The 13633-nt window shown below is 58.3% G+C and carries 19 protein-coding genes; 13 read left to right on the top strand and 6 right to left on the bottom strand.

Annotated features, from left to right (window positions below):
- Positions 1 to 87 precede the first annotated feature (87 nt).
- Entirely contained in the window at positions 88 to 486 is a 399-nt protein-coding gene (locus WCX49_RS00485; protein WP_345985626.1) for a hypothetical protein, read from the top strand.
- A 16-nt stretch (positions 487 to 502) separates the two neighbouring features.
- Here the strand turns inward: WCX49_RS00485 and WCX49_RS00480 are convergent, their stop codons facing one another.
- A complete protein-coding gene (locus WCX49_RS00480) occupies positions 503 to 763 on the bottom strand; it encodes a DUF6471 domain-containing protein (protein WP_345985625.1) in 261 nt (86 codons plus the stop codon).
- Positions 764 to 910: 147 nt separating this feature from the next.
- On the opposite strand from WCX49_RS00480, the gene WCX49_RS00475 reads away from it, so the two are divergent.
- Genes WCX49_RS00475 through WCX49_RS00465 form a run of 3 tightly spaced genes read left to right on the top strand, consistent with a single transcriptional unit; the run spans position 911 to position 3960 of the window.
- The gene (locus tag WCX49_RS00475; protein ID WP_345985624.1) at positions 911 to 1558 is read left to right on the top strand and encodes a hypothetical protein; all 648 of its coding nucleotides are present in this window, start codon (positions 911 to 913) and stop codon (positions 1556 to 1558) included.
- On the top strand, positions 1551 to 2195 hold the full coding sequence (locus WCX49_RS00470; protein ID WP_345985623.1) for a YqiJ family protein: 645 nt from the start codon (positions 1551 to 1553) through the stop codon (positions 2193 to 2195). The genes WCX49_RS00475 and WCX49_RS00470 overlap by 8 nt, the downstream gene beginning before the upstream one ends.
- A 28-nt stretch (positions 2196 to 2223) precedes the next feature.
- Positions 2224 to 3960 carry a flotillin domain-containing protein gene (locus tag WCX49_RS00465; protein WP_345985622.1) on the top strand — a complete coding sequence of 579 codons (1737 nt, stop codon included), beginning with the start codon at positions 2224 to 2226 and terminating at the stop codon, positions 3958 to 3960.
- A 224-nt stretch (positions 3961 to 4184) separates the two neighbouring features.
- Here the strand turns inward: WCX49_RS00465 and WCX49_RS00460 are convergent, their stop codons facing one another.
- On the bottom strand, positions 4185 to 4736 hold the full coding sequence (locus tag WCX49_RS00460) for a 6-carboxytetrahydropterin synthase (protein ID WP_345985621.1): 552 nt from the start codon (positions 4734 to 4736) through the stop codon (positions 4185 to 4187).
- Between the two features lie 10 nt (positions 4737 to 4746).
- Positions 4747 to 5538 carry a GTP cyclohydrolase I gene (locus WCX49_RS00455; protein ID WP_345985620.1) on the bottom strand — a complete coding sequence of 264 codons (792 nt, stop codon included), beginning with the start codon at positions 5536 to 5538 and terminating at the stop codon, positions 4747 to 4749.
- Between the two features lie 107 nt (positions 5539 to 5645).
- Here WCX49_RS00455 and WCX49_RS00450 point away from each other — a divergent pair, with 107 nt between their 5' ends.
- A complete protein-coding gene (locus tag WCX49_RS00450) occupies positions 5646 to 6212 on the top strand; it encodes an NUDIX hydrolase (RefSeq protein ID WP_345985619.1) in 567 nt (188 codons plus the stop codon).
- On the opposite strand, the gene WCX49_RS00445 is transcribed toward WCX49_RS00450, so the two are convergent.
- Genes WCX49_RS00445 through WCX49_RS00435 form a run of 3 tightly spaced genes read right to left on the bottom strand, consistent with a single transcriptional unit; the run spans position 6213 to position 8080 of the window.
- Positions 6213 to 6611: a thioredoxin family protein gene (locus tag WCX49_RS00445; protein WP_345985618.1), complete on the bottom strand. Its 399-nt coding sequence runs from the start codon at positions 6609 to 6611 to the stop codon at positions 6213 to 6215.
- An 11-nt stretch (positions 6612 to 6622) separates the two neighbouring features.
- Positions 6623 to 7330 (bottom strand): cytochrome c biogenesis protein CcdA, encoded by a 708-nt coding sequence (locus WCX49_RS00440; RefSeq protein ID WP_345985617.1) that lies wholly within the window; start codon positions 7328 to 7330, stop codon positions 6623 to 6625.
- Positions 7331 to 7339: 9 nt separating this feature from the next.
- Positions 7340 to 8080, bottom strand: coding sequence for a DUF4395 domain-containing protein (locus tag WCX49_RS00435; RefSeq protein ID WP_345985616.1), 741 nt, complete (start codon positions 8078 to 8080; stop codon positions 7340 to 7342).
- A gap of 150 nt (positions 8081 to 8230) precedes the next feature.
- Here WCX49_RS00435 and WCX49_RS00430 point away from each other — a divergent pair, with 150 nt between their 5' ends.
- The 8 genes from WCX49_RS00430 (at position 8231) to WCX49_RS00395 (ending at position 13510) form a co-directional block, all read left to right on the top strand.
- Positions 8231 to 8689: an ArsI/CadI family heavy metal resistance metalloenzyme gene (locus WCX49_RS00430; RefSeq protein ID WP_345985615.1), complete on the top strand. Its 459-nt coding sequence runs from the start codon at positions 8231 to 8233 to the stop codon at positions 8687 to 8689.
- A gap of 2 nt (positions 8690 to 8691) precedes the next feature.
- Entirely contained in the window at positions 8692 to 9018 is a 327-nt protein-coding gene (locus tag WCX49_RS00425; protein WP_345986816.1) for a metalloregulator ArsR/SmtB family transcription factor, read from the top strand.
- Positions 9015 to 9422, top strand: a complete 408-nt coding sequence (locus WCX49_RS00420) for an arsenate reductase ArsC (RefSeq protein ID WP_345985614.1) — start codon at positions 9015 to 9017, stop codon at positions 9420 to 9422. Before WCX49_RS00425 ends, WCX49_RS00420 begins: the two co-directional genes overlap by 4 nt.
- Entirely contained in the window at positions 9423 to 10367 is a 945-nt protein-coding gene (locus WCX49_RS00415; protein ID WP_345985613.1) for a permease, read from the top strand.
- A 9-nt stretch (positions 10368 to 10376) separates the two neighbouring features.
- Positions 10377 to 11360: a hypothetical protein gene (locus WCX49_RS00410; protein ID WP_345985612.1), complete on the top strand. Its 984-nt coding sequence runs from the start codon at positions 10377 to 10379 to the stop codon at positions 11358 to 11360.
- A gap of 12 nt (positions 11361 to 11372) precedes the next feature.
- The gene (locus WCX49_RS00405; protein ID WP_231019620.1) at positions 11373 to 11603 is read left to right on the top strand and encodes a thioredoxin family protein; all 231 of its coding nucleotides are present in this window, start codon (positions 11373 to 11375) and stop codon (positions 11601 to 11603) included.
- Between the two features lie 380 nt (positions 11604 to 11983).
- The gene (locus tag WCX49_RS00400; RefSeq protein WP_345985611.1) at positions 11984 to 12580 is read left to right on the top strand and encodes a hypothetical protein; all 597 of its coding nucleotides are present in this window, start codon (positions 11984 to 11986) and stop codon (positions 12578 to 12580) included.
- Positions 12581 to 12871: 291 nt separating this feature from the next.
- Entirely contained in the window at positions 12872 to 13510 is a 639-nt protein-coding gene (locus WCX49_RS00395) for a hypothetical protein (protein WP_345985610.1), read from the top strand.
- The last annotated feature ends 123 nt before the right edge of the window (positions 13511 to 13633 follow it).

Genomic DNA, 13633 nt, shown 5'->3' with positions numbered 1-13633 from the left:
CGCGATTATATCGCCGCCGTTTGCCGCTGGTCAAGCATTTTGGGATATAATCTTCGAAAATTAACTTTACAGTGTAAGGAGTTCCTTATGAAAGTCGCCGTCCCCGTCAAAGACGAGACCCTCCAGTTCTTCGGCAATGCCGGACATACGCCCTTTTTCGCCGTCTACACCGTGAAGGGTGCCGGCATGTTCCGCGCCTTCGAACTCGAAGGGCTGCGGGCCAACCCCCGCACCGACCTCGACCATGATCACGATCATGAGGACGAGCACCACCAGTGCTCCCACGACGACAACGACGAGGCGCACGCCAAGGCGCACCTCGTGATGGGGGAAGCGCTCGAAGACTGCGACTTCATCGTCGTCGGCCGCGCCTGCAAGAACACGGCGGCGGCCATGGCCGAATACGGCGTGCATATCCGCAAGTACAACGGCGACCCCGCCAAGGCCGAAGCCGTCCTGCGCAGCGTCTCCGCCCAGCTCGCCTAACGCGGGCGGGCACCCCTCACTTCACACGGATATCCATCTCCTCGGCATCCCCGGGACTGACCAGCTCCATAGTCGACAATCCGACCACATGCATGAACTGCAGGTAGAACACCAGGGAGAACTTTCCCCGGTCAAGCTTTCCGCGCAGGGCAGGACGCGTATAGTCATACCCTTTGGCCAGAAACAGTTCCGTCAGCTTCGGAACATCCAGCCCTTTTTTCACCATCACCGCCTTGATATGGCGGGAAACAGCCGCTTCCCATTCACTCTCTGACATCATCTCGGCTCCTTGGTTTCATAATCTAATATTTTCATATTTACTCTTAATTAATCATAAATGGTCAAATATGTACATAAATACTATTGACAAAAAAACTCTTTTTCACTACTATTGTCCGTATCACACGACAAGGAGTGGGAAATCATGAAAGACACAATCACACAGCGGGTCTCGCGGATCATAGCCGGCAACATGCATGCCCTGGTGGATATGGCGGAAAACGCCAATCCCAAAGCGATGCAGCAGCAGGCGATCCGGGAGATCGACAATGCCGTCACCGAAGTCCGGACCGAACTGGGTAAGGAAAAAGTCGAACTGCATGCCATCACCAAGCGCATCGCCGAAGCAAAGACCGACCATGCCGAACTGCTCCAGCAGATCGAAACGGCGGTGCGTGAAGAGCGTGACGACCTCGCCGAAGCGGGGATCGCCAGACAGATGGATATCGAGGTACAGCGCGGCGTCCTCGAAGAGGCCAGAAGCCTGAGCGAAGCGGACATCAAAAAGTACCAGGGGTATGTCGATGCCATGCTGGCACGCAAGCGGGAGATCGAGGAGGCATTCGCCCAGAAAGAGGCTGCCGCCAAGGAGGTGCACGGCAGCGGCACGGCGAAGGCAGCCGTTGACCGCGCCGAAAACGCCTACAACAGGATCATGGGCGGGGGCGCACCGGTCACACCGCAGCGCAGCGACGACGAAGCGGCGCTGGATGAGCTGGCGGAGCTGGACCGGAAAAGCCGTATCCAGTCCCGACTCTCCGCCCTCAAATCGACCATGAAACGCCATGACTGAGTTCCTCTTCGCCGGCGGCGTATTCCCCTTCACCGTGGCAATAGGCATCATGTTCGCCATTGCCCTGCTCGAAGGGGTCGGGATGCTCATCGGGGCGGGCCTCTCAGAGGTGATCGAATCGCTCCTGCCCGATATCGATTTCGATATCAATCCACCGGATGCCTCCAGTACGGGGCTTTTCACCAAACTGCTCGGATGGATGTACTACGGGCGGGTCCCGGTGCTGATCATTCTGGTCTGTTTTCTGACGGCATTCGGTCTGACGGGGATGACCATGCAGGCGTTTATCCACGGCCTGCTCGGCTTCTACCTCCCCTCGCTGATCGCCGTGGCGGCGGCCCTTTTCGCATCCCTGCCTTTTACGCGCGGGTTTACCGCGCTCATGGCGCGCATCCTGCCCAAAGATGAAACAAGCGCGATCAGCGCGGAGGACTTCATCGGCAAGAGCGCCGTCATCACCCTCGGTACCGCCAGGCAGGGAGCCCCTGCGGAAGCCAAATTCACCGACCGTTTCGGCCAGACGCACTATGTCATGGTCGAGCCGGATGAAACGGGCGTGGAGTTCACCCCGCAGGACCGTCTGATCCTCTCGGAAAAGACAAGTATCGGCTATCTCGCCATCAAAGACGAACAGTAGCCCAAAAACAAAAAAAAGGAGTTATCTAATGAACCTCGACCTTGATCTTATGTATGTCATCATTCCCTCCGTGGCACTCGTCGCACTGCTCGCGATCGGCCTGATCGTGGCGCGCCTCTATACCCGCGCCACCAAAGAACAGGCTTTCGTACGGACGGGCTTCGGCGGTGAGAAAGTTATCCGCGACGGCGGTGCGATCGTCCTGCCGGTCTTCCACGAGATCACCCTCGTCAATATGCAGACACTGCGCCTGGAAGTCCGCCGCGAAAAGAACGACGCGCTGATCACCGGCGACCGGATGCGCGTCGACGTGCTGGCGGAGTTCTTCGTCCGCGTCAAACCCGATGCGGACAGCATCGCGCGTGCGGCCCAGACCCTCGGTGAACGGACCATGAAACCCGTCGAGCTCAAATCGCTGATCGAAGGGAAATTCGTCGACGCTCTGCGCTCCGTCGCGGCCGAGATGAGCATGAAAGACCTTCATGAAAAGCGTGCCGATTTCGTCCAGAAGGTCCAGGGCAACGTCGCCGAGGATCTGATCAAGAACGGGCTTGAACTGGAAACCGTCTCCCTGACCGGGCTCGACCAGACCAGCAAAAACTTCTTCAACCCCGACAACGCCTTCGATGCCCAGGGTCTGCTGCTGCTGACCAAAGAGATCGAAGAGCGCCGCAAGGCCCGCAATGACATCGAGCAGGACACCCGCATCCAGATCGAGCAGAAAAACCTCGAGGCGGAGCGCCTGAGCCTTGAAATTGAACGCGAGCAGGAGTACGCGTCCATGGACCAGCGGCGCGAAATCGCCGTCCGCAAGGCCGACATTGATGCGCAGACAAAGAAAGAGGAAGCCGACAAACGGCGCCAGGCGGAAAATGCGGAGATCGAGGCCAAAGAGGCCATTGAGCAGACCCGAATCGAAAACGAGAAGATCACCGAATCCAAACGCATCGAGAAAGAGAAGCTGATCCGGCAGGCCGATATCGAGAAGCAAAAAGCGATCAAGATAGCCGAACAGTCCAAAGAGATCGAGATCTCCGAAAAATCCAAGGCGGAATCCAAAGCCCGGGCCGAGGCAGACGAAGCGCGCGCCGATCAGGTCAGGGCCGAAGAGAACGTCGTCACCGTCAAGCAGGTCGCCGAAGCGAACCGCGCCAAAGCCATCGCGATCGTCAAGGCCGAACAGGAAGCGGAAGAGGATGCCGTCGGCATCAAAGTTGCGGCCGAAGCGGAAAAAACGGCGGCGGAAGACACCGCTGAAGCCAAGCGTATCGCCGCCCAGGGTGAGGCCGACGCTATCACGACGGTCGCCAAGGCGAAACAGGCCGACCTTGAGGCCGAGGCAGAGGGACGCCGCAAACTCAACGAAGCGGCCAATATCCTCAGCCTCGATCAGATCACGCTGCAGATCCAGACGAAACTGATCGAGTCGCTGCCGGCCATCATCGCCGAAAGCGTCAGACCGATGGAGCATATCGACTCCATCAAGATCGTCGATGTCAACGGACTTCAGACCGGAGCCTCCGGCGGCCTTCAGGGGGAAAGCAGCAGCGGAAGCCTCTCCGACCAGCTTGTCAGCAGCGCGCTCAAATACAAAGCCCACTCGCCCCTGCTCGATGACCTCATCGGCGGGCTCGGCCTGGGTGCTTTGAATGATGTAGCAGGTATTGCCAAAAAAGCGGGACTGGTCAGCGCAGCAGGCGAAACCGCGACGGCAGACGTTGAAACGGCAGAAACCGTGGAAGCTGAAGGAACAAAGGGCGCATAAGCATCAAAAGCCCCTCTCTTCGGCAGGGGACGGCGCTGAAACCTGAAAAAATATTAATTTTTTTCATCCAACGGAAAAAGCAGGGGCAACATTGCGTCCAAAGCGCTATGATGCCTATAGCTGTATCCGGTTTTTTCACGAACCCTCCTGTTTTTGAAACTCCTTTTTACTCCCGGATACAGTGTTTTTCCTTCTTTGTCGCACCCCCCGGGTGCACCTTTCAACTATGCTTTTATTTCACAGTGTGATTTCGGCGTCTCCCAGAATTCGACGGAGTTCACCCTGATGCCCAGCGGCGCCATCTTTTTCTGTACGATCTTAAGCATCCACGCGGTCAGCTGTTCGCTGGTGGGGACGAAATCGACGATGACCATCCCCTCGTATTTTTCGCGTATCGCGCCGATCTCGCCGTCGACGACTTCCAGCCGCGGTGTCCAGTACCCTTCGTCGTGCAGGAAGAAACGGGCGTCGTCCATTTTGCCCTCCGCGCAGTAATGCGACATCATGTCGGGGAAGAGCGGGTCGTTGCGGTCGATGATGAACTTGTGGTCCAGGGTCGCGTCGAGCCACTGCTTAAACCAGTTGAGATGCTTGAAGTCGGTCACCATCCCGTTTTGCAGCGTCTCCGCGGCGAGGAAGATCTTGATCCGCCCCTGGTGGCCGTGCAGGTGGCGGCACATCAGGCAGTCGTCGAGGCTGTACTCCGTCTCGAGGCTCTGCGACCAGACCCGGTGGCCGTAACAAAAATCGAACTGTTTATCGATAATCCATGTCATACCGTCCGCCTCACTGGAACTTCAACGGGATCAGGCTGCGGTCTTTTTCGAACGCGCCGGTCACGTAGGTCGTGGACGTAGAGGCGTTGATATCACACGCCCCCCGGAAGGCCGTACAGCCGTGTTTGAGGTTGAAAAGGCCGACATAGACGGAGTCCGTCTCGAAAACCTGCAGGATCTTGTTGCCGATATAGCGGGTCAGGTCCTCCTGCAGCCAGCCGCGGCGGGCGCACCAGTTGACGAAGCGGTTGATCTTGCTGATGCCGCCGAGCTTCTCACGCGGGATGTAGCCGACGACGACCACGGAGCCCGTGTCCGCCTGGTCCTGCCCGAACCGGATGAAGTGGTGACTGCAGACGGCATCGAGCTGCGTCGTGACAAAGACGGGCTCGTGTGTCTTCGCGTTATTGGGGAAGGTCGCCATGCGCGGTTCGGGGTTCCAGCGGCCGCTCATCAGTTCGCGCTCATCCTCGGGCATAGCCCCGGTATACATCTTCGCGATGCGCCCCGCCGTCCCGATGTTGCCGCAGGCGGCGTCCTCCATCACGTTGGGGTCTTCGCGGTCGATTTTGAGCGCGTCGAGTACCTGCCCCATATAGAACATCGCATAGAGGCGCATGACATAGTGCCCCTCAACCGAGAGCTTCTGACCGGTCTCATGGATATTCTCGTTGACGCGGAACGCCTTGACGGCTCGGTACTCCTCCACGGCGCGCGCGAGTTTTGTTTCATCCTCGTGGCCGAAGTGGCAGAAAAACCGTTCGCGGACGAATGCGTCAAGCTCCTCTTGTGTCGGGACCATGGCTTCTCCTCTGGAATAATGGGGGCATTGTAGTAGCCAAACGCCAACATGTCTAGCGCTTTTGAAACGCTGGCATCAATTTAAGCTTTGCTTTATATGATTGTAACATGCCATTCAAGATTACCCGCTTTGAGACGATCCCCCTGGAAGCGCCGGCGTTTGTGCGCCCCGTCCGCATCCTCTATACGCAAAACGGCCGCGAGCTGAGCTGGGAGGCCGTCAAGAGCCACGACAGCGTCGCCGTCCTGCTCTACCATACCGAACGTGAGGCCTTCCTCCTCGTCAAACAGTTCCGTCCCCCGGTCCACATGAACCACCCTGAACACTTGTTCACATACGAGCTCTGCGCCGGGATCGTCGACAAAAAGGCCCCCCTGCTCCAGATCGCCAAGGAGGAGATCGACGAGGAGTGCGGCTACGACGTCCCGCCGGAAAAGATCGAGAAGATCACCTCCTTCTTCACCAACGTCGGTATCTCCGGCGGGCAGCAGCACCTCTACTTTGCCGAAATCGACGAGACGATGCGTGTCCACGACGGCGGCGGCATCCATACGGAGGAGATCATCTTGGAGTGGGTCCCGCTCACGGAGGCTAACGCCTTTGTTTTTGATGAAAACAGGGCGAAAACCCCGGGGCTGATGTTCGCGTTTTACTGGTTTTTCGCGAAGGAGTGACTACCGCAGAACACCGAAGCGCGTGAGCGTTTCGGTGAGCTCCTTCGCCGCCGCAGGTCCGATATGCCTATAGACGACCTGCCCGCTGCCGTCGAGGATCACCTGGGTCGGCATCATGCGGACATCGTACTGCACCGCGACGTGGCGTTCGCGCCGGATGTCGATAAAGTAGATGCCACTGCGCGGATGCTCTTTTTTGATTCTGTACAGCGTGCGCGCCATATCTTCACAGCTCCGGCACGACGTCGATCCCAGTTCAAGCAGCACCGGTTTGCCGCGGCCGATCTTCGGAGCGACAAGCTTGTACGGTGTTACATTCAGCATCGTCTCATGGACAGTTTTTTCCTGGCCGCAGCCGCCGAGCAGCAGCGCGAATCCCAGCAAGAACATTCGAAACATATCACTCCCTACTAATAGACAAGATAGGCCTGGTAGGCCAGGTAGACCGCGATGGCGGCGAGCAGCAGGATGAAAAGGGCGTTAACCCCGTTTGCGATTCTCGCCAACAGCGGGCTCGACGCCATCCGCTGGGCGAAACCGAGGGAGATTCCCGCGGCCAGCAGCAATAGACCGTGCCCCAGCGCAAAGAGCAGCACCAGGGCATAAGAGTAGGCCCAGCCGCTCTGTTCCGCCACGGCGATGATGGCCGCCAGCGGCGCCGAAGCGCACGGCGTGCTGACCAGGCCGAAGAGCATCCCGATAATCAGCGCGCCCGCCAGCTTGAACTTCAGCAGCCGGCCGGCAATAAGCGCCTTGTCGATCTGCCCCAGCCACCCCATGGCATAGGCCGCGACCAGGAAGGTCGCCGCGGCAGCGAGCGCGTAGGCCCAGAAGGGCGCGACGCTGAGCAGCGCCCCGGCCTTGGCCACCGTCAGCATGAGCAGGGAAAAACTGATAACGAGTCCGGTGACGAAGAGCAGGGAGTAAAAAAACGTAAAGCGCTGTTTCTGCCTCGGGGTCATCTCCGCGGACAGACCGAGCACGCTGCCGATGAGCAGCGGCAGCGTGATGATGGAACAGGGCGCCAGCGAAGTCAATACCCCGACGCCGAAGGAGGCAACAAGGGCGATAAAACCGTAGTGGCCGACCAGTTCGGCCAGGCTCTGTTCAAGCATCATCCGGCGGGATCAGAAATCGTCGTCGTCGCTGAAGAAGGCGTCCTCTTCCGCCTGATCTTTGGCGGCCTCCAACGCATCGAGCTCCGCCTGGCTCATCATCAGCATTTTCATCTTTTTGACAAAGATGGTCCGGTCGGGCAGCTTGGCGAAATAGGCGTAGGTGCCGTACCCCATGACCAGCACGGTGGCGACGAGGATGAGCTTCTGCGCCGGCGAGAAGGTCTGGATGGGCTCTTTATAATTCATCTCGCAGACGCCGCCCGGGCAGTATTTCGGATCTTTGCGTTTGATCCAGGCGAAGATCTTGCACCCCAGGCAGATGGAGAAGGCCGCTTCAAAAAAGAGCAGCGCCATACAGATGAGACACACCAGTACCTTGAGCGGGTTGGGCTGGAAGTCGATGACGAGGTAGTAGAACATCGGCCATGCCAGCAGAAAGCCCAGGATCCAGGCGAAACGCTTCTGCGCAGCCCCGACGTACTCGGGCTTCTGGTTCCGCACGAAAAAACGCCCCAGCATCAGACTGGGCGCATAGCGCGGCTGGATGATACGCAGCGTAAAGTCGACGGCGAAGAAGGTCACGAAGTACTTCGAAAAGACCGCCGTACCCAGCATCACCCCGTTCGTCAGCCCCAGGAAGGCGCCGACAAACAGAATCGCCGCCGCCGCGCGCGCCTCCCTTTCATTGAGCATGCCCACCTCGTAGCCGGGCACCTTTTCACCGTAGGCGAAGAAGCTTTTAATATCCACGCTTTTCTCCTTGTAAAATAGAGGCATCATGACCGGATGCCTCTTTAATGACGGGAACTATAGCACATTTGGACCGATAAATCAATATATCTTGATATTTGTAAATTGATTGGCTACAATGCTGCTATCCAAACGGCAAAAGGACACAGCATGAAACGTCTCCATATCCATATCTCCGTCGACGATCTCGACAAAAGCCGGGCCTTCTACACCGCCCTGTTCGGTACGGAACCGACGAAGGAAAAAGCGGATTACCTGCAGTGGCTCATCGACGACCCCGCCGTCAACTTTGCCGTCTCAAAAGGCAGAAGCACGCGCGGGCTCAACCACCTGGGACTGCAGTTCGACAGCGACGAAGCCGTCGCCGAGACCGAGGCCCGTCTGATCGCCGCGGGCATTGCGGGCGAGAAACAGAGCGGCGCGCAGTGCTGCTACGCCGAATCGAACAAATACTGGGTGCAGGACCCCCAGGAGGTCATCTGGGAGAACTACCATACGATGGAGCAGATCGAGGTGTTCGGCGGCGACAGCTTTACCGGCGGGGTGGGCTGCTGCCAGCCGACCTTCTCCGAAAACGGCAAGTGGTCGACGGCCGGGGGCTGCTGCTGAGCATGGACGTCTTCCTCAAAAGCGTCGCGGCCCTCAACGACGAGACGCGGGTGCTGATCCTGCGTTTCCTCGACGAACACGGACCGCTCTGCGTCTGCGACCTGCAATCCTCCCTGGAGATGATCCAGTCGCGCCTCTCGCGCCACCTCAAGATCCTCAAAGAGGCGGGATTCCTGAAGGTCGAGCGCAAAGGGACCTGGGCCTACTATGCCATCCGTTTTCCCCTGGACCGCTTCCGCAGCGAAGCGCTGGAGGAGATCCGGCACCTCGGCATCGCCCTGCCGAAACTGCAAAAACTCTCCGAAACTGACCAAGGATGTAAGCTATGAGCAAGAAAAAAGTACTGATCCTCTGTACCGGTAACAGCTGCCGCTCCATTATGGCCGAAGCGCTGATCAACGCCAAGCTCGGCGACTGCGTCGAAGCGTTCAGCTCCGGCGTCAAGGCCAGCGGAAAAGTCAACCCCAACGCGCAGGCCCTGCTTGAATCAAAAGGGTATTGGAAAGAGGAGTACCACTCCAAGGTGATCGAAACGGTTCTGAACAACGCTTTCGACCTCGTCGTCACCGTTTGCGATAACGCCAAAGAGACCTGCCCAATGTTCCCCAAAGCGGTCAAGACGATCCACGTCGGCTTCGAAGACCCCTCGGGTAAAGCCGAAGCGGAGTACGCCAAAACCCTCGACCTGATCGAGCGGGAGCTGCTGCCTATCGTCAAAGCGGAGCTCTGCTAGATGTGGCATGACCTCAGCCGCGCCTTCGTCTACGAAACGCTCCACCTTCAGGGGCGGTTCGCCGACGCGCTCCACTTCTTCCTCTACGATACGGTCAAGATCTGGTTCCTGCTGATCACCATCATCTTCGCCGTATCCTTCCTGCGCACCTGGATGAACACCGAGATGGTGCGGGCCTACCTCGCGGGGAAAAAAGAGTTCACGGGCAACATCCTGGCCGCACTCTTCGGGATCATCACCCCCTTCTGTACCTGTTCGGCTATTCCCCTCTTCCTGGGCTTTCTGCAGGCGCGCATCCCCGTCGGCGTCACCTTCAGCTTTCTCATCTCCGCCCCGCTGAACAACGAGATCGCCATCGCCATGCTCTTCGGGCTCTTCGGCTGGAAGATCACCGCGCTGTACATTGGCTTCGGACTGGCCGTGGCGATCGTCGGCGGCTGGCTGATCGGCCGGACCAAAGCGGAACGGTACGTGCTGCTGGACGTACCGGTGATGCAGGGCGACCTCCATGTGGCGGCGACGTCGCTGAACCTGAGACAGCGCGCCGGCGACGCCTGGAAAGCGACCCTGGAGATCTTTAGAAAGATCTACCTCTGGGTTATGGCCGGCGTCGGCGTCGGCGCATGGTTCCACGGCTTTGTCCCGGCGGAGTTCATCGCCGACTACGCCGGCGGCGACGCCTGGTACGCCGTGCCCGTCGCGGCAGTGATGGGCATCCCGATGTATGCCTCGGCCGCCGGCGTCATGCCGCTGGTGGAGGTCCTGACGGAGAAAGGGATGCTGCTGGGCACCGCGCTGTCGTTTATGATGGCCGTGACGGCGCTGAGCCTGCCCGAAGCGATCATCCTCAAGCAGATCCTGCACACCAGGCTCATCGCCACCTTCTTCGGCATCATCGGCGTCGGGATCATCGGCGTCGGCTATCTGTTCAACATCATCTTGTAAGGAATCATTATGGAGAGACGAAACTTTTTAGGCATGGGTGCGGTCATGGCAGGGGCGGCCATCCTCCCCGCAACGTCGTACGCCGCTACCGCAGAGAAAAAACCCGAGGGGGCCGTGACGCTCTATTATGAGTTTCGCGTCCCGATGCCCGAGAAGAAGAGGGTGCTCGGCAACATCGACGGACTCGCCTCCTTCCTGAAGGGGAAACAGGGCTTTTTGAGCTTCTCGTTCAAACAGATGACGGGGGAATCGACCATGGTGCGCAACTACCCCGCCCACCTCAAAGGGGTGCTCGACCGCGGGTACGCCGACGGCGACGGCCGTCCCACCTCCCCGAAGCTCCCCCTTTTCTATACGCTCTTCATCCGTTTCGACTCTTACGATGCGCTGGTCGCCTCCAAGGTGCAGGCGTGGTTTACCGAACAGATCGTCCCCTCGCTCTTTGCCTACAAACCGGGGACGCCTCCGACCAAGACGCCGATCAAGCTTGACTACCACGAAGGGATCTACACAACCGTCGCCGCCGGGGACCGCCAAAAGCTCTACACGACCCCCGATGAGATCAGGACCTTCCTGCAACACCAGTCCGACGAAGTGAAAAACCGCTACGTCACCGTTGAAAACCACGTCATGATCAAAGACGCGAACCGCGAAGCCTTCAATCAAAAGGTCGCGCGCCTTCTGAGTACCGCGCAGCAAACCTTCCGGCCCGACGTTCACGATGCGGGCTATGACGACCGGTATCCCCACGGCCAGGCCGGAACGGCGCAAAACAGCCATTACCGCAAAGCGGTGACGACCGAAATCCTTCAAAACGCGTTTGCCGACGGCGATGCCCGGAGCTACATTATGCACGGCGTATGGGAGAACATGTACGATCATGAGAATTCGCACCTCGACCCGCGATTCCTCGCCGCGGCCGGCCCCGTAGGCGCCTACGTCGTTTCCGGCCCGGTCGAACCGTTCTACGATACGATCAAACAGAGCCATTAAAGGAGAAGAACCATGAAAATCGAAATTTTGGGCACGGGCTGTGCCAAGTGCAACGAACTCGAAGCGAAAGTGAAGCAGGCGGTCGCCAAGAGCGGTAAATTCCTGCAGGTAGAAAAGGTCAGCGACCTGCAGAAGATCATGGCCTACGGGGTTATGAGCACGCCGGGGCTGGTCATCGACGGCGAGGTGAAGTCGACGGGCCGTGTACCGAGTGTCGACGAGATCCTGGCGATGATCGCCTAAGCCGCTTCCGGTACCTCCCGTCCGGATAGCTTCATTGCCGGACCGCCGGCGTTGACGACGCTCACGCAGGCTAACGTCTCCGTTTTAACGGCAAAACACTCTGCTTGATGCCGGCTGAAACGGTAGTAACGCCTCTTTATCCAATCAGCAACCGCCTTCCACTGACGATTCAACCTTTCGCCCTATTCTTTCGTTGTTACAATCATTCACCTTTTTGCAATGTTTTTTGAATAATTGTCATAAACTGTTTTAATTGTGATACAATGACTTAGGAAACTTTTAATACTATAAAATAGTTATCACAAATGGAACTTATTAAAGGTTTCTGCTTTCCCGGGGCCGACACCCCGGGCCATACCGAACCATGGAGGAGGAAACGTATGAACCATCGCATGAAGCAGTTAGGGTGCCTGTTGGCCGTCAGCATGTTATTCGGCGGCTGTGTCGCCACGAAGAATGCCGAGCCGGCTCCGCAGCCCGCCCCGGCGGAACAGCCGTCTGAAGCACCGGTAGCGACTATGGCCGAAGCACCGGCAGCCGCACCGGCTGTACAACCCAAAGCAGCACCGAAACCGGCCGCGTCGAAAGCAGCCCCTAAAGCGGCTCCAGCGGCAGCACCGGCCGAGGAGAAACCCTGTGACCTTTACGATGTTGAAGTGGCCATGGACGAAACCGCCCTCACCGTCGGAAAGAGCGTCAGCCTTTACGTGCACGTCAAGGCCAACGGCTTCCCGCTGACCGGCCATGAGGCCCACGGGGTCAAAGTCACCTTCAACGGGCTGGGCTTTGCTTCCAACCCGCCGGCATCCGAATGTCTCCGGGTCCACCCGAACGGATCGGACATCATCTACAACGTCACGGCGGCCAATGCCGGCACCTATGACGTCGTTGCGAACGTCGCCTTCTACCCGACCCGCGACTGCAATGCTTCGCGCGTATCGAAAATGTCGGACCCTCTGACGGTCACCGTCAAATAATCAGGTTGCAGAGGCGGCGCTTTGCCCGCCCTGTGCCGCCCAATCCTCTATAAGCCCCCTTTATCGCAACGTCGTGTCTGCACATCAGTATTACTTATTTATCACCTTTCGTTCCAAGCCTTTCAATATTTTTAAAAATTTGCAAGATTTTGTTGCCGCTGTGATATAATAATGACCTTTGGCAACCTTTAAATTATGTATATAGTTACGTATCTGGACAGAGTTCGAAGGTTACCGGAGCGCCCGGGAGGTGAGAGGACCGGGCCCAATTTCATAGAGAAAAGGAAGAACATGATTCAAAAGTATGTGCGGCATGCAGCATACCTTCTGGCCGTCAGCCTGCTTTTCAGCGGATGTCTCAAAAATGCGGAACCGGCAGCACAGAATGAGGTAGCAGAGCCGGAAGTCCTCGGCATCGTCAACGAGCCCAATGCACCGGAAGTCGAACCGGTCCCGCTGCCGATGGCACCGAAACCGGCCCCGGAAAAACCGAAAGCCGTGGCCAAAGCCAAACCGGCCCCCGTCGCCGAGCCTGAACCGGCACCGATGCCGACACTTGCCGCCGCGGCCCCCGTTGCCGACAGCCCTTTTGAAAAATACACGGTGGAACTTGTTCCGGACAAAGAGAAAGTCGTCGTCGGCGAACCGGTCAGCCTGCGTGTCATCGTCAAAGCCAAAAACTTCCCGCTTTCAGGAAGCGATGCCCACGGTGTCCAGGTGACGTTCAGCGGCCTCGGATTTGTCACGGATGCGCCTGCGGTCGAGTGTCTGCGCGCCCATCCGAACGGTTCGGAAGTGATCTATAACGTCACTGCCATGAACAGCGGCACCTACCGTGTCGCCGCCAACGTATCGGTCTACCCGACACGCGAGTGCCACATCTCAAGCGCGCATAAAACTTCCGCACCGATCGTCGTCAGCGTCAAATGACGGCGCGGCGCCCCGGCGCCGGCACCCCTTTTTCCCCAATACCGTCAATCCCGATAGCATCCACCACGAGCGGTCGCACCGATTTGCGCTCAAACACCGCTGCAACGGTTCGCTGCCTCCGAA

Origin of the sequence: Sulfurimonas sp. HSL-1656 (assembly GCF_039645585.1) — a bacterium.
Classification (GTDB): Bacteria; Campylobacterota; Campylobacteria; order Campylobacterales; family Sulfurimonadaceae; genus Thiomicrolovo; species Thiomicrolovo subterrani.
This window is presented reverse-complemented; position numbering and strand designations above follow the sequence as displayed.

Bases quoted from the DNA above. Each gene is read 5' to 3' on its own strand.
- WCX49_RS00400 (WP_345985611.1), top strand. From the start codon at position 11,984: ATGAACCATCGCATGAAGCAGTTAGGGTGCCTGTTGGCCGTCAGCATG.
- WCX49_RS00465 (WP_345985622.1), top strand. From the start codon at position 2,224: ATGAACCTCGACCTTGATCTTATGTATGTCATCATTCCCTCCGTGGCA.
- WCX49_RS00460 (WP_345985621.1), bottom strand. From the start codon at position 4,736: ATGACATGGATTATCGATAAACAGTTCGATTTTTGTTACGGCCACCGG.
- WCX49_RS00415 (WP_345985613.1), top strand. From the start codon at position 9,423: ATGTGGCATGACCTCAGCCGCGCCTTCGTCTACGAAACGCTCCACCTT.
- WCX49_RS00485 (WP_345985626.1), top strand. From the start codon at position 88: ATGAAAGTCGCCGTCCCCGTCAAAGACGAGACCCTCCAGTTCTTCGGC.
- WCX49_RS00455 (WP_345985620.1), bottom strand. From the start codon at position 5,538: ATGGTCCCGACACAAGAGGAGCTTGACGCATTCGTCCGCGAACGGTTT.
- WCX49_RS00425 (WP_345986816.1), top strand. From the start codon at position 8,692: ATGGACGTCTTCCTCAAAAGCGTCGCGGCCCTCAACGACGAGACGCGG.
- WCX49_RS00475 (WP_345985624.1), top strand. From the start codon at position 911: ATGAAAGACACAATCACACAGCGGGTCTCGCGGATCATAGCCGGCAAC.
- WCX49_RS00430 (WP_345985615.1), top strand. From the start codon at position 8,231: ATGAAACGTCTCCATATCCATATCTCCGTCGACGATCTCGACAAAAGC.
- WCX49_RS00410 (WP_345985612.1), top strand. From the start codon at position 10,377: ATGGAGAGACGAAACTTTTTAGGCATGGGTGCGGTCATGGCAGGGGCG.
- WCX49_RS00470 (WP_345985623.1), top strand. From the start codon at position 1,551: ATGACTGAGTTCCTCTTCGCCGGCGGCGTATTCCCCTTCACCGTGGCA.
- WCX49_RS00405 (WP_231019620.1), top strand. From the start codon at position 11,373: ATGAAAATCGAAATTTTGGGCACGGGCTGTGCCAAGTGCAACGAACTC.
- WCX49_RS00445 (WP_345985618.1), bottom strand. From the start codon at position 6,611: ATGTTTCGAATGTTCTTGCTGGGATTCGCGCTGCTGCTCGGCGGCTGC.
- WCX49_RS00450 (WP_345985619.1), top strand. From the start codon at position 5,646: ATGCCATTCAAGATTACCCGCTTTGAGACGATCCCCCTGGAAGCGCCG.
- WCX49_RS00480 (WP_345985625.1), bottom strand. From the start codon at position 763: ATGTCAGAGAGTGAATGGGAAGCGGCTGTTTCCCGCCATATCAAGGCG.
- WCX49_RS00420 (WP_345985614.1), top strand. From the start codon at position 9,015: ATGAGCAAGAAAAAAGTACTGATCCTCTGTACCGGTAACAGCTGCCGC.
- WCX49_RS00395 (WP_345985610.1), top strand. From the start codon at position 12,872: ATGATTCAAAAGTATGTGCGGCATGCAGCATACCTTCTGGCCGTCAGC.
- WCX49_RS00440 (WP_345985617.1), bottom strand. From the start codon at position 7,330: ATGATGCTTGAACAGAGCCTGGCCGAACTGGTCGGCCACTACGGTTTT.